Genomic DNA, 14,689 nt, shown 5'->3' with positions numbered 1-14,689 from the left:
TATCCCACCGCTGCGCGGCAGACCGTCGGCGAGCGAAGGAGCTTTCGGTGGACCATTCCAACCACGCCGCCCTTCTTCCAAACGGCTACGACGCCGTCCCCAAGAGGATGCGAGACCTGCTCGCGCGTGCCGCCCAGGACCATGTCTACGAGCAACGCACCCAGGGCGCCGTGCTCGACGAGATCCGGCAGCGGCTCGAAGGCATGGAGTGGCTGCTGCGCGAGGTGCGCGAGCGCGAGCTGGGCGGTCTCAGCGGCACTCTGGAGGCGGTCAGCGGCCGGCTCGACGAGATCTCGGCCAAGCCGCCGATGTGGGCGGAGGGCCTGGCGCAGCACGTGGAGGCCGTGCGCGACCACGTCGACGCGGTGGGCGACAAGGTCAACCACGTGGACGCCCGGGTCACCCCGGTGGCCGAGCTGCCGAGCCTGTGGGCCGACCTGGGCACGGTGGGCGAGAGCGTGGACGAGGCGCTCAAGCGCCTGCAGTCGGTGCTCGACACCACCGACGGCATCACCAGGGGCATGACCGACTTCGCGGCCCTGCTGGCCGGCCTCAACTCCAGCATGGAGGCCGCCGCCAGCCGCTTCACCAGGCTCGACAAGTCGATGGCCGAGCTGGCCAGCCGCACCGACCGCGTCGAGGACGTCGTCAACGACCTGTCGGAGACCGTGGCGGGCACGGCCGAGCAGCTGACGGCCAGGGTGGAGGCCGCCGAGCAGCGCACCACCGCCCGCCTCGACGAGACCGACCAGCGCCTCACGGCCCGGCTCGACGACACCGACGAACGCCTCACCGCCCGCCTCGGCGAGACCGACGAGCGGCTGAGCGCCCGCCTCGACGACACCGACCGGCGGCTGGGCACCCGGCTCGACGAGACCGACCAGCGGCTCGCCACGGCCCTCCTGGAGGCCGACGAGCGGCTCGTCAGCCGGCTCAAGGAGGCCGACGAAGCGCTCACGGGCCGCCTGGCCGACGTCGAGCAGCGCCTGACCACCCGCCTCGACGAGGCCGACCAGCACCTCGCCGTGCAGCTCGGCGAGAGCGAGCAGCGCCTCACGGCCCGGCTCAGCGGCGTCGACGCCCGCCTCGACCGGGCCGAGGGCAAGCTCACCGGCCTCGACACCAGGCTCACCGGGTTCGACAGCCGGCTGGAGTCCGCCGACGAGTGCCTGGCCGACATCGACACCAGGATCGACGGCCTCGACGGCCGCATGAGCGGCGTGGACAAGCGGCTGGTCTCCATGGAGGGCCAGATCGGCGGCGTGGACAAGCGGCTGGGCACCCTCGACGGGCACCTGGGCCGCCACGACGACCGGTTCGACGCGCTCGACGTGCGCATCGACACCCGCTTCTCCTCCCTCGACGAGCGCATCGCGGCCAGCGACCAGCACGCCGCCGAGATCGCCACCCGCAACGAGGGCCGCTTCAACAAGCTCGACAACCAGGTCGACGCCATCGACGAGCGGCTGGTGGAGGCGGAAGAGCACATGAGCAGCCGCTTCGACACCCTCGACGGCCACTTCGGCGGCCTCGACACCCGCTTCCACGGCCTCGACACCCACCTCAACGGCCTGGCCGCGCGCGCCGACCAGGCGGGCGAGCACCTGGAGTCGGTCGACGAGCGCATCGAGGCCGTCAGCCAGAGCATGAGCCGGCTGCCCGCCGAGCTGGCCATCCCCGAGCGGGTCGGCGAGCTGCTGCAGGCGCACGTGGGCGAGCAGGCCGAGCGCCTGACCGCCGCCACCGACGCGCTCACCGAGCTGGTCCGCGCCAGGCCCGACAGCGACGAGCTGACCGGCACGGTGACCGGCATCGTCCAGCCGGCGGCGGCAGACCTGACCAAGCGCCTGGACGCCCTGGAGGAGACCATGCTGGCCCTGGCCGAGGCCCTCCTGCGCCCCACCCGCGCCAAGGACTGACGCGGGCAGTGCCCGCGGGTGCTCCCCGCGGGCACGAGGGGCCTACACGTGCACGGTCGTGATCGGCAGCGACGAGTCGGCCGGGATCTCCAGCGTGGAGGGCGTGACCCCGGCCGCGACCAGGTCGGAGCCGAGGGCGGCGACCATGGCGCCGTTGTCGGTGCACAGCCCCGGCCGGGGCACCCGCAGCCGTACGCCGGCCGCGTCGCACCGCTCCTGCGCCAGCGCCCGCAGCCGCGAGTTGGCCGCCACGCCCCCGCCGATCAGCAGGTCGTGCACGTCGTACTTGCGGCACGCCTGGATGGCCTTGCGGGTCAGCACGTCGACCACGGCCTCCTGGAAGGAGGCGGCGACGTCGGGCACGTGGATGGACTGGCCGGACGCCTCGCGGGCCTCGACCCAGCGGGCGACGGCCGTCTTGAGCCCGGAGAAGGAGAAGTCGAGCGTGCCGTCGTCGAGCTTGCCGCGCGGGAACGCGATGGCCGCGCCGGAGCCGTCGCGGGCGGCCCGGTCGATGTGCGGCCCGCCGGGGAACGGCAGGCCCAGCACCCGGGCGACCTTGTCGAACGCCTCGCCGGCGGCGTCGTCGACGGTGGAGCCGAGCGAGATGACGTCTTCGGCGACGTCGGGCACGAGCAGCAGCGAGGAGTGGCCGCCGGAGACGAGCAGGGCGATGCACGGCTTCGGCAGCGGCCCGTGTTCGAGCTGGTCGACGGCGACGTGGGCGGCGAGATGGTTGACGCCGTAGAGGGGGACGCCGAGGCCGAGCGCGTACGACTTGGCGGCGGCGACGCCGACGAGCAGCGCCCCGGCGAGCCCCGGGCCGGCGGTGACGGCGATGGCGTCGATGTCGGAGAACCTGAGCCCGGCCGTGGCCAGCGCGGCCTCGACGGTGGGCGTCATGGCCTCCAGGTGGGCGCGCGAGGCGACCTCGGGCACGACGCCGCCGAACCTGGCGTGCTCGTCCATGCTGGAGGCGATCGTGTTGGCCAGCAGCTCGTGACCTCTGACGATGCCGATGCCGGTCTCGTCGCAGGACGTCTCGATGCCCAGGACCAGGGGTGCGTCAGTCACCTAGCTTCCTTCTCATCATGATCGCGTCGGTGCCGTCGTCGTAGTAGCGGCGGCGGGTGCCGATCTCCTCGAACCCGAAATGCCGGTAGACCGCCTGCGCGTGCGGGTTGTCGGCGCGTACCTCGAGGAAGATCTCCCGCGCGCCCCTGCGGACCGCCTCGGCCAGCAGCTCGGTCAGCATGGCGCTGCCGATGCCGGTGCCGCGGTGCTTGTCGAGCACGGCGATGGTCTGCACGTCGGCCTGGTCGCCGGCGGCGGCCAGGCCGGCGTAGGCCACGATCTCGTCGTCGACGAGGGCCACGACGTAGTGGCGGGTGCGCGGCATGTCGGCCAGCTCGCCGCGCATCATGCCCTCGCTCCACGCGTCGAGCGGGAACGTGGCGCGTTCGATGGCCATGACCGCGGGCAGGTCGGCCTCGGTCATGGGGCGCAGCCTCACGCCGTCACCCTCTTGGGCGCGCCCGGCACGACCGCGTCGGGGCGGCGCAGGTAGATGGGGCGGGGCGGGTCGAGCGGGACGCCCGCGGCCAGCCGCTCGGCGGCCAGCGCGGCCAGGGCGCCCGCGTAGGGGTAGAGCGGCAGGTCGCGGCCGCCGCCGAGGAGGTCGGGGTAGAGCTGCGCGCCGGCGCCGACGACCGGCAGCCCGGACACGGGCACGTCGGCGGGCCGGTCGACGAAGGGGCCCTCCGCGCGGGTGCGGTGGTCGGTGTAGCGGGCCCAGAAGACTTCCTTGCGCCGCGCGTCGGTGGCCGCGAGGAACTGCTCGGACAGGCCGCTGCCGTACGCGACGGCGTCGAGCGTGCAGATGCCGTAGGCGGGCACGCCGAGCGTGGTGGCCAGGCCCTGCGCGGTCATCAGCCCGACGCGCAGGCCCGTGTAGGGGCCGGGGCCGCTGCCCGCCACGATGGCCGTCACCTCGCGCAACGGCACGCCGGCCTCGGCGAGGACGGTCTGGATGGTGGGGACGAGCAGCTCACCGTGGCGCCGGGCGTCGATGGTGGTCGACTCGGCGAGCACGCGCCGCCCGTCGTGGAGCGCGGCGGTGACGGCGGGAGTCGCGGTATCAAAGGCCAGGACCAGCACGACTGTTTAGCCTACCCGCCGCGCGGGTCTCGCCCGGCCGGTTCGGGTCAGGCCCACCCCGTACGCCGCTTCAGCCAGTCGAGCGCCACCACGCCCTGCGCCCGCTGGAACGCCCGGAGCGTGGGCAGCCCCGGCGGCCCCGGCTGGCGGGACTGGCGGACGAGGTAGCCGGTCACGGCCGCGACCACCGCCGTGACGGCGGGATCGTCGTCGGTGAGCAACTCGTGCGGCGCCGGCCCGCCCTGCATCCCGACGGACGGCAGCATGCCGACCCGGTCGAACCAGGGCTGGGCCGTGCAGGCCCACGGCCAGTCGACGACGTAGACGCGCTCGCCGGTCAGCAGGATGTTGTCGGCCCGCAGGTCGGCGTGGACGAGGCTGTCGCCCGCCGCCGCCCGCGCCCAGCCGGACTCCAGCTCGGCCAGCGCGTCGAGGTGGCGCAGGATCCACGGGTCGAGCCCGGCGGTGTCCTCGCCGGTCAGGCGCCTCCAGCCCTGGAACGAGCCGCCGAACACCTCCTCGACGGACGGCGCGTCGATCGGCGAGGGCGTGAGCGCCGCCGCCATCTCCTCCACCGCGGCCAGCACCCGGTGCAGCTCGTCGCGCCGCCACGGCATCGCCGGGTGCCGGCCTTCGACGTCCTCGAACACGAGCGCCACCCAGCCGTCCAGCTCGAAGCCGGTCAGCAGCCGGGGGGCGGGCACGGAGGGCGGCAGGGCGGCGGCGGTGCGCAGCTCGGAGCGGTAGATGCGCACGGTGTCCGGGTTCGGCTCGGGGCCGACGGCCTTGACGAAGGCGCGCCGGCCGCCGCGCGTGCGCAGGCGGACGGCGGCGGCCGGGGAGAAGCCGCCCGCCTGGGTGACGGCCTCGGCCACGGGGTCGCCGAGGAAGTCCTCGACGGCGGCGCGCACCTTCGGGTGCACCTCGTGCCAAGGGGTCCGGCTGCCGGCGGCGGGCGGGTGGTCGGCGGCGCTCATCTGCTCTCAGACTTGGGAGGCGTACACGATGATGTTGTCGAGGTACTCGCCCTTGGCGTAGTCGAACTTGCCGCCGCAGGTCACCAGCTTGAGGCCGTCCTCGACGTAGACGCGCTCGGCGGGGAAGCGGTCTTTGTGCACCTGCTCGATCGCGTCCACCTTGAACTCGACGACCTTGCCGTCGCTGCGCTCGACCTTGACGGTCTCGCCCTTGCGTAACTGCCTGAGCTTGTAGAACACGGCGGGCGCGGTCTTGGTGTCGACGTGACCGATGATCACCGAGGCGCCCTTCTCGCCGGGCACGGCGCTGCCGGTGTACCAGCCGGCCACCTTCGGCTTCTCGTACGGCGGCAGCTCGACCTCGCCGTTCTTCTGCAGGTCGAGCTTCATCAGCGGCGCTTCGACGTCGATCGAGGGGATGTCGATGCTCTCGGGCACGACGCCGGCGGCGGCGGGTGTGGTGGTGTTGGTGCTGGTCTGCATGCCCTTGCCGAACGCGACGAGCACCAGCCCGGTGATGGCGCCGGCGAGCACCACCCGTCCTGGTCGGGCCACGGCTCTATGCCCGGTTGCGCCGCTTGACCGCGAGGCCGATGCCGCCGGCCAGGGCCAGCGCGATCAGCACGCCGGCGGGCCCGAGCGGGATCGACGAGTCCTCCGAGACGTCTTGCGCGTAGGTGCCGCCGCCGCCCGCCCTGGGCGCCCTGGTGGGCACGGTGCTGGTGGGCTCGTCGGTCTGCGGCGAGACGACGCGGAGCGTGGCCCTGCCCATGTCGTTGGTGCCGTCGCACTTGACGTCGACGCGGTAGCTGCCGCGCCGGATCGTTCCCGAGACCTGCGCCTCGCCGCGCACCCAGGGCGAGCCGGCGCCGGCCGTCGGCGACGGGCTGAGCGAGGCCGCGGGCACGGGGTTGAGCGTGACGCCGTTGATGAACGCCCTGGACGTGGCGGTGCCGGTGTGGGCCGGGCCGCCGCTGGGCACCGGGCAGTTGGCCAGGATCCAGACCCTGGACGTCTCGCCGGCCGTGACGCGGTCGGGGTTGAGCTGCACCGAGATGGTCTGCCTGGTCGTGGTCGTGGTCGGCTGCGAGGTGGTGGTCGTGGTCGTGGTGGGGGTGGTCGTCGGGGTGCCGGGAGTGGGTGTCGAGGCCGAGGGCGTGGGTGTGCCCGTTGGACCGGTCTCCGCCGAGGCGGAGCAGCCGGTCAGACCGACCATGACGATGGCTCCCGCGTACGCGACTCGCCTGACCCTGAGCACCGGCCGCACCCCACTCCGCCGTCTTGCACCCCAGCATCCACCAGAATCGGTGAACTTGCTCGTCCTGATACCCAGAAATTCTGGGCGAATCCCTGACCAACGATCTTCATTTTGCTCGTCGGCCTGATACGGCAAGGGTGCCAGCTTTACCCGGCGTTGACGCGGGTTTCAGTCTTGTAGCGGATCAGACGGCGTGTCGGCCCACCTGGGGCCCACGCCGCGCAGGGTCACGACGCGGGCCTCGTCGCCGCCCTCGCGGTCGATGTGGATCTCCAGCCGGTCGTCGGCCAGCCCTTCGACCAGCCCCTCGCCCCACTCGACGACGGTGACCGACTCTTCGAGCGAGGCGTCGAGGTCGAGGTCGTCGACCTCCAGGTCGCCGCCGAGCCGGTACGCGTCGACGTGCACGAGCGGCGGCCCCTGCCGCAGCGACGGATGCACCCGGGCGATCACGAACGTCGGCGAGGTGATCGGGCCGCGCACCTTGAGCCCTTCGGCGATGCCCTGGACGAGCGTGGTCTTGCCGGCCCCGAGGGGGCCCGACAGCACCAGCAGGTCGCCGGGGCGCAGGTGGGCGGCCAGGCGGGCGCCGTAGGCCCGCATGTCGTCGGGAGTCGCGAGCCGCACTAGATCTCCACTCTCTTCAGCAGGTCGCGTAGCGTGTCGTTGACGATGCCCGGGCGTTCGAGCTGGATCAGGTGCGAGGTCTCGGGCACCTCGGTGAGCTGCGCCTTGGGCAGCGCGGCGGCAATGGCCTTGCTGTGGTCGGGCGGGGTCAGCCAGTCGCGGTCGCCGACGAGGATCGCGGTGGGCACCTGGTCGAGAACGTGCAGGGCGGAGAGCTTGTCGTGGTTCATCAGGGCCGGGTAGAAGTTGGCGACCACTTCGGTGGGAGTGGCCCTGATCATCGACTCGGCGAAGTCGACCACGGTGGGGCTGACGTTCTTGGAGTCGCCGAAGCCGATGAGGCGGGTGATGAGGAAGGCGATGTCGCTGCCGGCGTGGCGGGTGCGGTCGACCCACGTGCCCCGCTTGCCCAGCATCGACACCGTGCCGGGGGCCACCTTGTGCACCACCTTCGACAGCACGGCGGGCAGGCCGAGGGTGAGCTCGGCCAGCTTGCCCGCCGAGGTGGAGACGAGCGCCGCCGCGCGGATCTTGTCGCCGAACAGCTCGGGGTGGCGGTCGGCCAGCGCCATCATCGTCATGCCGCCCATGGAGTGGCCGACGAGCGCGCACGGGCCCGGCACGAACCGCTCGATCACCTCGGCCAGGTCGTCGCCCAGCCGGTCGATCGTGCAGTCTTCGGCCTTGGCCCGCTGGGAGCGGCCGTGGGAGCGCTGGTCCCACAGCACCAGCCGGTAGTTCTCCCGCAGGTCCTTACGCTGGTAGTGCCACGACTCCAGGCTGAGGCAGTAGCCGTGGGACAGGACGACGGTCAGCGGCGCGTCGTCGGGGCCGTCGATCTCGACGTGCAGCGCGTAGCCGTCGGAGGTGACGAGCGTGCGCTCCCTGCCCCGCAGCTCGCCGAACGGCTCGCTCGCCTCGGTGTCGGGGCGCAGCCTGATGCGGCCGACCGCGTACCGCTTGACCAGCGCCGCCGCCGCGACACCGGCGGAAGCCGCACCGACGAGCGCGCCGGCGATCCCGACCCTGCGCCGTGTTGTCGTCGTCGTCATGTCCCCGATCCTTCTCCGCTCATGCCCGCCGCGAAGTGCCCTTCGTCACGTTGACGTGAACGCGCGGCACGCGCGAACCGATTCTCGTCACGATCTCATGCGTGATCGTGCCGAGGGTATCCGCCCATTCCTGAGCGGTCGGCTCGCCCCCGTCACCCGGCCCGAACAGCACGACCTCGTCGCCCGCCGACAACGGGTCGTCGCCCATGTCGATCATGAACTGATCCATGCACACCCGGCCGGCGATCAACCGGCGACGGCCTCCCGCCAGAACCTCGGCCCGCCCCGTCGCGTGCCGCAGTATGCCGTCCGCGTACCCGAGAGGAACGAGACCAAGCGTGGTCTCCCGTCCTGTGATGTAGAGGTGACCGTAGGAGACGCCGGAGCCCTCGGTGACGCGCTTGACGAGACCGATCCTGGCCGTCAGCGTCATGGCCGGCCTGAGGCCGAAGTCGCCCTGCTCGGGGATGGGGCTCAGGCCGTACATCGCGATGCCGGGCCTGACGAGGTCGTAGCGGGCGGCGGGCAGCGTCATCGCGGCGGCGGAGTTGGCCAGGTGCCTGATCACCTCGGAGCCGGCCGCGCCGACCTGCTCGGCCAGCTTCAGCGCCGCCTCGTAGGCCTCCAGCTGCTGCTCGATCGACGGATGCCCCGGAATGTCGGCGCAGGCGAAGTGGGACCAGAGCCCGACGATCTCGATGACGCCCTCGGCCCGCAGCTCCAGCGCCCGGTCGAGCAGGCCCGGCCAGGCGGCCAGCGGCGCGCCGCCCCTGCTCATGCCGGTGTCGGCCTCCAGGTGCAGCTTCGCGGGGCGGCCCGCGCGCCGGGCGGCGGCCGCGATCTCGTCGAGCAGCCGCACGTCGGCGGCCGACAGCTCGACGTCGGCGGCCAGCGCCTCGTCGAGCGGCTCGCCCGGGGTGATCAGCCACGACAGGACGGGTGCGGTCACGCCCGCCGCGCGCAGCTCCAGCGCCTCCCTGACGAACGCCGTGCCCAGCCGGCTCGCGCCGCCCTCCAGCACCGCCTCGGACGCTGGCACCAGCCCGTGCCCGTAGGCGTCGGCCTTGACCGCGCCCATGATCTCCGCGCCGCCCGCGCGCTCCTTGAGCAGCGCGACGTTGTGCCTGATGGCGGCCAGATCGACGCGTGCCTCGGCGGGCGTCGCCACTGGGGAGTACATCCTTCTAGTGTGGCAGCTCCCGCACGTCGCCGGGTCCAGTTTCCATCCAGCGCGCCTTGAGATCGACGCTGGTCAACACGGCCCCGCCGGCTGGTCAGCGCGCCGCTTCCGCCACCGTACGCATGGCGGCCGGGATCGCCGTGGCCACGTCGGCGGCGGCCAGGGGGGCGCCGTCGGCGGCCAACCCGCCCGCGACCCCGTGCAGGAAGGCCGCGCACGAGGCGGCGTCATAGCAGCTCAGCCCCTGGGCGAGCAGCGCGCCCGCCAGCCCCGACAGCACGTCGCCGGTGCCGCCGGTGGCCAGCCAGGGCGTGCCGGTGACGTTCACCCGCGCCGGCCTGCCCTCCTCGGCCACCACCGTGGTCGAGCCCTTGAGCAGCACGGTCACGCCCAGCTCGGCCGCCGCCCGCCGGGCGTGCTCCAGCCGGGCCGCCTCGATGGCGGCCCGGTCGGCGCCGATGAGCCTGGACAGCTCGCCCGCGTGCGGCGTGATCAGCACCGGCGCGGCCCGCCGCAGCAGCCCGGGGTCCCGCGACACGAGCGTCAGCCCGTCGGCGTCGACCAGCACGGGCACGTCGGTGGCCAGCACCCTGGCGGCCAGCTCGTGCGCCCAGGCGTCGGTGCCGAGCCCGGGGCCGAGCACCCACGCCTGCACGCGGCCCACGTGCTCGATCGAAGGCTCGTCGAGCAGCGTGACCACGGCCTCGGGCCACTGGGCGCGCACCTGGGCGACCGGCGCCTCGCGGCCGGCGTACCTGACCATGCCGGCGCCGCCGCGCAGCGCGCCGCCGACGGCGAGCACGGCCGCGCCGGTGAACAGGTCGCTGCCCGCCGCGACCCCCAGCACCCCTCTGCGGTACTTGTCCGACTCGCCGCCGGGGCGCGGCAGCAGCCCGTCCACATCGCGGCCGGTGAGCGCGGCGACGTCGGGATCGGGCAGGTACGGGCCCAGCCCGATGTCGCACAGCTCGACCCGCCCCGCGACGGCGGCGCCCGGGTCGACGAGCAGCCCCGTCTTGTACGCCCCCATGGTCACGGTCACCCCGGCCCGGACGGCGGCGCCCTCGACCCGGCCGCTGCTCGCGTCCACGCCGCTGGGCACGTCGACGGCCACGACCGTGCCCCGGGCGGCGTTCGCCTCCTGCGCGAGCCGCGCGTACGGCTCCCGCAGCGCCCCGGAGGCCCCGATGCCCACGAGCCCGTCGATGATCAGGTCGGCCGCCTCCACCACGTGCCCGTCGGCGACCCGCCCGCCGGCGTCGAGCAGCGCGCGCAGCCCGGCCTCGTGCGTCTTGGAGCCGGCGAGCACGGCCTCCACCCGGGCGCCGCGCCTGGCCAGCCGCTCGCCCGCGTACAGGGCGTCGCCGCCGTTGTCGCCGCTGCCGACGAGCAGCACGACGCGCCTGCCGTAGACGCGGCCCAGCAGGTCGGCGCAGACGGCGGCGAGCCCGGCGGCGGCCCGCTGCATGAGCGCGCCCTCGGGCAGCCGGGCCATGAGCGCGTGCTCGGCGCCCCTGATCTGGTCGGCGGTGTAAGCGGTACGCATGATCCGAAGCTATCCCTCCGCGATCACATAGGCCACGGCGACGCCCGCGTCGTGGCTGAGCGACAGGTGCCAGCGCTTGACCCCCAGCCCGTACGCGACCTCGGCCACCCTGCCCGAGACCCGCAGCTCGGGCTTGCCCAGCTCGTCGCAGCGCACCTCGGCCTCCAGGTGCCCGAGGCCCTTGGGCGCGCCGAGCGCCTTGGCCACGGCCTCCTTGGCGGCGAACCTGGCGGCCAGGGACTGTATCGGCAGGGGCCGCTCGACCTCGGTGAACAGCCGCTCCCGCAGCCGCGGGGTGCGCTCCAGCGCGGCCTCGAAGCGGGCGATGTCCACGACGTCCACGCCGATACCCAGGATCATCGGTCCAGGGTATTAGAACGGCCCGCGCTCCCACGGCCCCCAGATCGCGATGGACATGCCCTGCTTGGCCTGGAGGTTGACGTAGAGCGTGTACCCGCCGGGGCCGAACGTCGAGCCGGCGAACTCCGCGCCTTCGTCGCCGGGGATGGGCTGCAGCCGGCAGAAGTCGAAGATCTCGCCGGTTCTGGTCAGGCCGCGCAGGTAGTTGTCCCCGTCGCCGTCCTCGCACAGCACGAGCGTGCCGTGCCTGCTGACGGTCACGTTGTCGGGCAGGTCGAGCACCGTGGAGCGGGGCGACTCGTAGACGAGCTTGAGCCGGCCGCTCCACGTCTCGTACGCCCACACCTGTCCCCGCCCGTCGCCGAACCCGTCGGGTGCCCGCTCGCCCGGCGCGGTGGCGCCGCCCTGGGTGGAGACGAGGTACACCGTGCCGTGGTGGTGCACCGCGCCCTCCAGCCGGGCGAAGATCGCCGCGCCCTTCTTCCTGCCCTGCCTGCCCACGGCCTGGACGGCCTCGTCGTAGGCGGGCCTGCCGGTGAAGTCGGGGTCGGGGTCGTCGATGTCCACCCAGGCGGTGCCGTACGTGGCGCCGGGCTCCTGACCTTTGGACAGGTCGGCGCGCTCGGTGCCGGCCACGGCGAGCATCTGGAGCCGGCCGCCGTCGAGCAGCCGCCCGGCCAGGATGGGGTGCTTGGGCGGCAGGTAGCGGTAGAAGCCGGAGGGGAAGGAGAAGTTGTCCTCGGTGAGGTAGACGGCGCCGGAGGAGGGGTCGAAGGCGGCCGACTCGTGCGGGAAGCGGCCGGCGGAGCGGATCGGCCTGGCCGTGGCGGGGCGGGTCACCGGCACCTCGAAGAGGTAGCCGTGCTTGCGGGTGAGCCGGGCGTTGTCGTCGGCGGCGACGTCGGGGCCGTTGACGGTCTCCTCGCAGCTGATCCAGGCGCGCCAGGCCATGGGGCCGCCGGAGCAGTTCATCATGGTGCCGTTGAGCGAGGGGGCGCTCCTGATCACCTCGCCGTGGCGGGTGACCTGGATCGTCGAGGTGCCGCCCCCGGCCATGGGGTCGTAGGCCCTGGTCTTGTCGCCGAAGGCGCCGACGGCCCCGTTGACCTCGTGGTTGCGGATGAGCACCGCGCTGCCCTTGGGGCCTGCGAAGGCGGCCATGCCGTCGTGCCGGCCCGGCACGGTGGACCCGTCGGTGTAGCGGTCTCCCGCCACGCTGAACGAGCGGTAGCGGAACCCGTCGGGAAGGTGCAGGCGTACCTTGCCGTCGCGCAGGTCGCGGACGGGGCGCAGCGGGCCGTAGCCGCGCGCGGGCGCGGTGCCGCCCTTCGCGGCGACGCACGCGACCCCCGCGAAGGGCCCGGCGATCCCCGCGACGACACTGGAGATGAAGCGACGACGGTCCACGGAATACCTCCCGTCGGGGACAGTAGTCGCCGGTCAGCCGTTGCACGCCCGATTCAGCAAGACCCGTATCTCTTCCCCGAACAGGCTCTCGGTAATCCCATGTCTTTATCCACAGGCTGTGGATCTCCGGGCGCAACCCCGCCCGAGGCCCGGTTCGCCGCACATCGCTACGCTGCCTAGGTGAACAACGGCTACGTGGAACTGAGCAGGGAGCAGTGGAGCGAGCTCCGCAAGAACACGCCCTTGACTCTCACCGCAGACGAGCTGGAAGAGCTACGCGGCGTCGATGACCCGATCGACCTCACCGAGGTCACCGACATCTACCTCCCCCTGACCCGGCTGCTCAACCTGCACTTCACCGGGTCCAAGCAGCGCAGCAGCGTGCTGAGCGCGTTCCTCGGCAAATCCGAGCAGCGCGTGCCGTACATCCTGGGCATCGCGGGCAGCGTCGCGGTCGGCAAGTCGACCACCGCGCGCCTGCTGCACACCCTCCTGGCCCGCTGGCCCGAGCACCCGCACGTGGAGCTGATCACCACCGACAGCTTCCTCTACCCCAACGCGGTGCTGGAGGCCAAGAAGATCATGCATCGCAAGGGTTTCCCCGAGAGCTACGACCGGCGGGCGCTGGTCAGGTTCGTGGCGGAGGTGAAGGCGGGCGCCGCCGAGGTCAAGGCGCCCGTCTACAGCCACCTTGAGTACGACATCGTCCCCGGTGCCGCCCAGACCGTGAAAAGTCCCGACATCCTGATCATCGAGGGGCTCAACGTCCTCCAACCGGCCCCGCCCACGTCCCTCGCCGTCAACGACTACTTCGACTTCTCCATCTACGTCGACGCCAAGGTGGAGGACATCCGCACCTGGTACGTCGAACGCTTCCACAAGCTGCGCCGGACCGCCTTCGAGGACCCGAAGTCGTACTTCCGGCACATCGCCGAGCTGTCCTATGACGAGGCCACCGACTTCGCGCGCAACGTGTGGCGCGACATCAACGAGCGCAACCTCGTCGAGAACATCGCCCCCACCAGGGGCCGCGCCGACCTCGTGCTCAAGAAGGGCGCCGACCACTCCGTACGGCGGGTGCGGCTCCGCCAGACCTGAACGCCTCCTCGAACACGTACCGGGCGAACCTGCCCGCGCACTCCTGATCGTCGATGTCGGCGAACCAGCACTCCTCACCATGGTCATGACACCAGCTCCAGATCATGTGAGGGAGCCTCGCGTAAGCGCATCAACACCCCGTCAAGATCCGATCGACGACAATTGACCCCGTGCTACATCTGCGACTGATCATCCCGGCCGCGCGCACCGACGAGGCGACGGCGGTGCTGGAGGAATGCCCCGGCGTCACCAACATCGTCGTCCTGCCCGGCGCGGCCCGGGAGCCGCGGGGCGACGTCGTGCTCTGCGACGCGGCCAGAGAGTCGGCCAACGAGGTGCTGGGCAAGCTCGAATGGCTGCGCGGCGAGGGCTCCATCGCCGTCGAGCAGGTCGATCTGTCGCTGTCGAAGGCGGCGGAGGACGCCGTGGAGGAGGCGCCCGGCGACCCCGACGACGCGGTCATCTGGGAGGAGCTGGCGCACAAGGTCCAGGCCGACTCGCGCGTGACGTGGGCGTACCTCGCCTTCCTCGCCATCGCCACCCAGCTCGCCGGCATCGGCGTGCTCCAGAACTCCCCCATCCTGATCGTCGGCGCGATGGTGCTCGGCCCCGAATTCGGCGCCGTCGCGGCCATCTGCTTCGGCCTGCTGCAGCGCCGCGGCCACCTGATCGTGACCGCGCTGCGGACGCTGGTCGTCGGGTTCCTGGTCGCGATCGCCATCACGTACGCGTGCGCGCTCGTCTCCCACTGGCTGGGCTGGATCGACGCGGCCAACCTCGCCACGAACGAGGAGGTCCAGTTCATCGTCAAGCCCGACCGCTGGTCGTTCATCGTGGCGCTGCTGGCGGGCTCGGCCGGGGTGCTGTCGGTCACGGCGGGCAAGTCGTCGGCCCTGGTCGGCGTCTTCATCTCGGTCACCACCGTGCCCGCCGCGGGCTACGTGGCGGTGGCGGCGGCGGTGTCGGACTGGAAGGAGCTCGCGCCCTCCGTCTCCCAGCTCGGCGTCAACATCCTGGGGATGGTCATCGCGGGCACTCTCACCCTTGTGGTGCAGCGGAAATTCTGGCCTCAAGTAGGACGCCGTTCATCCGTATGACCGAGGCCACA

Annotated in this window: 15 protein-coding genes; 3 read left to right on the top strand and 12 right to left on the bottom strand. The window is 72.5% G+C overall.

Features of this window, described 5'->3' with window-relative positions; translation table 11 throughout:
- Nucleotides 1-47 precede the first annotated feature (47 nt).
- Complete coding sequence (locus KIS93_RS37790; RefSeq protein ID WP_080043192.1) at nucleotides 48-1,919, top strand: apolipoprotein A1/A4/E domain-containing protein; 1,872 nt, start codon at nucleotides 48-50, stop codon at nucleotides 1,917-1,919.
- A gap of 42 nt (nucleotides 1,920-1,961) precedes the next feature.
- Here KIS93_RS37790 and tsaD read toward each other — a convergent pair whose 3' ends face one another.
- The 12 genes from tsaD to KIS93_RS37730 form a co-directional block, all read right to left on the bottom strand.
- Nucleotides 1,962-2,993 carry a tRNA (adenosine(37)-N6)-threonylcarbamoyltransferase complex transferase subunit TsaD gene (gene tsaD / locus KIS93_RS37785; protein ID WP_080043193.1) on the bottom strand — a complete coding sequence of 344 codons (1,032 nt, stop codon included), beginning with the start codon at nucleotides 2,991-2,993 and terminating at the stop codon, nucleotides 1,962-1,964.
- Nucleotides 2,986-3,417 carry a ribosomal protein S18-alanine N-acetyltransferase gene (gene rimI, locus KIS93_RS37780; protein ID WP_080043194.1) on the bottom strand — a complete coding sequence of 144 codons (432 nt, stop codon included), beginning with the start codon at nucleotides 3,415-3,417 and terminating at the stop codon, nucleotides 2,986-2,988. Before rimI ends, tsaD begins: the two co-directional genes overlap by 8 nt.
- A gap of 11 nt (nucleotides 3,418-3,428) precedes the next feature.
- A complete protein-coding gene (tsaB, locus tag KIS93_RS37775; RefSeq protein WP_080043195.1) occupies nucleotides 3,429-4,076 on the bottom strand; it encodes a tRNA (adenosine(37)-N6)-threonylcarbamoyltransferase complex dimerization subunit type 1 TsaB in 648 nt (215 codons plus the stop codon).
- Between the two features lie 47 nt (nucleotides 4,077-4,123).
- A complete protein-coding gene (locus KIS93_RS37770) occupies nucleotides 4,124-5,053 on the bottom strand; it encodes an aminoglycoside phosphotransferase family protein (protein ID WP_080043196.1) in 930 nt (309 codons plus the stop codon).
- Nucleotides 5,054-5,059: 6 nt separating this feature from the next.
- Complete coding sequence (locus KIS93_RS37765) at nucleotides 5,060-5,608, bottom strand: class F sortase (protein WP_230465612.1); 549 nt, start codon at nucleotides 5,606-5,608, stop codon at nucleotides 5,060-5,062.
- Between the two features lie 4 nt (nucleotides 5,609-5,612).
- The gene (locus KIS93_RS37760; protein WP_155128611.1) at nucleotides 5,613-6,269 is read right to left on the bottom strand and encodes a hypothetical protein; all 657 of its coding nucleotides are present in this window, start codon (nucleotides 6,267-6,269) and stop codon (nucleotides 5,613-5,615) included.
- Nucleotides 6,270-6,479: 210 nt separating this feature from the next.
- The gene (tsaE, locus tag KIS93_RS37755) at nucleotides 6,480-6,938 is read right to left on the bottom strand and encodes a tRNA (adenosine(37)-N6)-threonylcarbamoyltransferase complex ATPase subunit type 1 TsaE (RefSeq protein WP_346434017.1); all 459 of its coding nucleotides are present in this window, start codon (nucleotides 6,936-6,938) and stop codon (nucleotides 6,480-6,482) included.
- Complete coding sequence (locus KIS93_RS37750) at nucleotides 6,938-7,990, bottom strand: alpha/beta fold hydrolase (protein WP_080043198.1); 1,053 nt, start codon at nucleotides 7,988-7,990, stop codon at nucleotides 6,938-6,940. Before KIS93_RS37750 ends, tsaE begins: the two co-directional genes overlap by 1 nt.
- 19 nt (nucleotides 7,991-8,009) lie before the next feature.
- Nucleotides 8,010-9,170, bottom strand: a complete 1,161-nt coding sequence (alr, locus tag KIS93_RS37745) for an alanine racemase (RefSeq protein ID WP_186404626.1) — start codon at nucleotides 9,168-9,170, stop codon at nucleotides 8,010-8,012.
- A gap of 94 nt (nucleotides 9,171-9,264) precedes the next feature.
- Nucleotides 9,265-10,716: an NAD(P)H-hydrate dehydratase gene (locus KIS93_RS37740; protein ID WP_080043200.1), complete on the bottom strand. Its 1,452-nt coding sequence runs from the start codon at nucleotides 10,714-10,716 to the stop codon at nucleotides 9,265-9,267.
- Between the two features lie 9 nt (nucleotides 10,717-10,725).
- Complete coding sequence (locus tag KIS93_RS37735) at nucleotides 10,726-11,076, bottom strand: holo-ACP synthase (protein WP_080043201.1); 351 nt, start codon at nucleotides 11,074-11,076, stop codon at nucleotides 10,726-10,728.
- A 12-nt stretch (nucleotides 11,077-11,088) separates the two neighbouring features.
- Nucleotides 11,089-12,483 carry a PhoX family protein gene (locus tag KIS93_RS37730; RefSeq protein ID WP_080043202.1) on the bottom strand — a complete coding sequence of 465 codons (1,395 nt, stop codon included), beginning with the start codon at nucleotides 12,481-12,483 and terminating at the stop codon, nucleotides 11,089-11,091.
- A gap of 195 nt (nucleotides 12,484-12,678) precedes the next feature.
- Here KIS93_RS37730 and coaA point away from each other — a divergent pair, with 195 nt between their 5' ends.
- Both coaA and KIS93_RS37720 read left to right on the top strand, forming a co-directional pair.
- On the top strand, nucleotides 12,679-13,581 hold the full coding sequence (coaA, locus tag KIS93_RS37725; protein WP_080047278.1) for a type I pantothenate kinase: 903 nt from the start codon (nucleotides 12,679-12,681) through the stop codon (nucleotides 13,579-13,581).
- A 170-nt stretch (nucleotides 13,582-13,751) separates the two neighbouring features.
- A complete protein-coding gene (locus tag KIS93_RS37720; protein WP_080043203.1) occupies nucleotides 13,752-14,678 on the top strand; it encodes a DUF389 domain-containing protein in 927 nt (308 codons plus the stop codon).
- The last annotated feature ends 11 nt before the right edge of the window (nucleotides 14,679-14,689 follow it).

The sequence above is a fragment of the [Actinomadura] parvosata subsp. kistnae genome (assembly GCF_900323885.1).
Lineage (GTDB): Bacteria > Actinomycetota > Actinomycetes > Streptosporangiales > Streptosporangiaceae > Nonomuraea > Nonomuraea composti.
This window is presented reverse-complemented; position numbering and strand designations above follow the sequence as displayed.

What these genes read in the sequence shown, in the direction of transcription:
- rimI (WP_080043194.1), bottom strand. Translation starts at nt 3,417, where the DNA reads ATGACCGAGGCCGACCTGCCCGCGGTCATGGCCATCGAACGCGCCACG.
- KIS93_RS37770 (WP_080043196.1), bottom strand. Translation starts at nt 5,053, where the DNA reads ATGAGCGCCGCCGACCACCCGCCCGCCGCCGGCAGCCGGACCCCTTGG.
- KIS93_RS37760 (WP_155128611.1), bottom strand. Translation starts at nt 6,269, where the DNA reads ATGGTCGGTCTGACCGGCTGCTCCGCCTCGGCGGAGACCGGTCCAACG.
- KIS93_RS37750 (WP_080043198.1), bottom strand. Translation starts at nt 7,990, where the DNA reads ATGACGACGACGACAACACGGCGCAGGGTCGGGATCGCCGGCGCGCTC.
- alr (WP_186404626.1), bottom strand. Translation starts at nt 9,170, where the DNA reads ATGTACTCCCCAGTGGCGACGCCCGCCGAGGCACGCGTCGATCTGGCC.
- KIS93_RS37740 (WP_080043200.1), bottom strand. Translation starts at nt 10,716, where the DNA reads ATGCGTACCGCTTACACCGCCGACCAGATCAGGGGCGCCGAGCACGCG.
- KIS93_RS37735 (WP_080043201.1), bottom strand. Translation starts at nt 11,076, where the DNA reads ATGATCCTGGGTATCGGCGTGGACGTCGTGGACATCGCCCGCTTCGAG.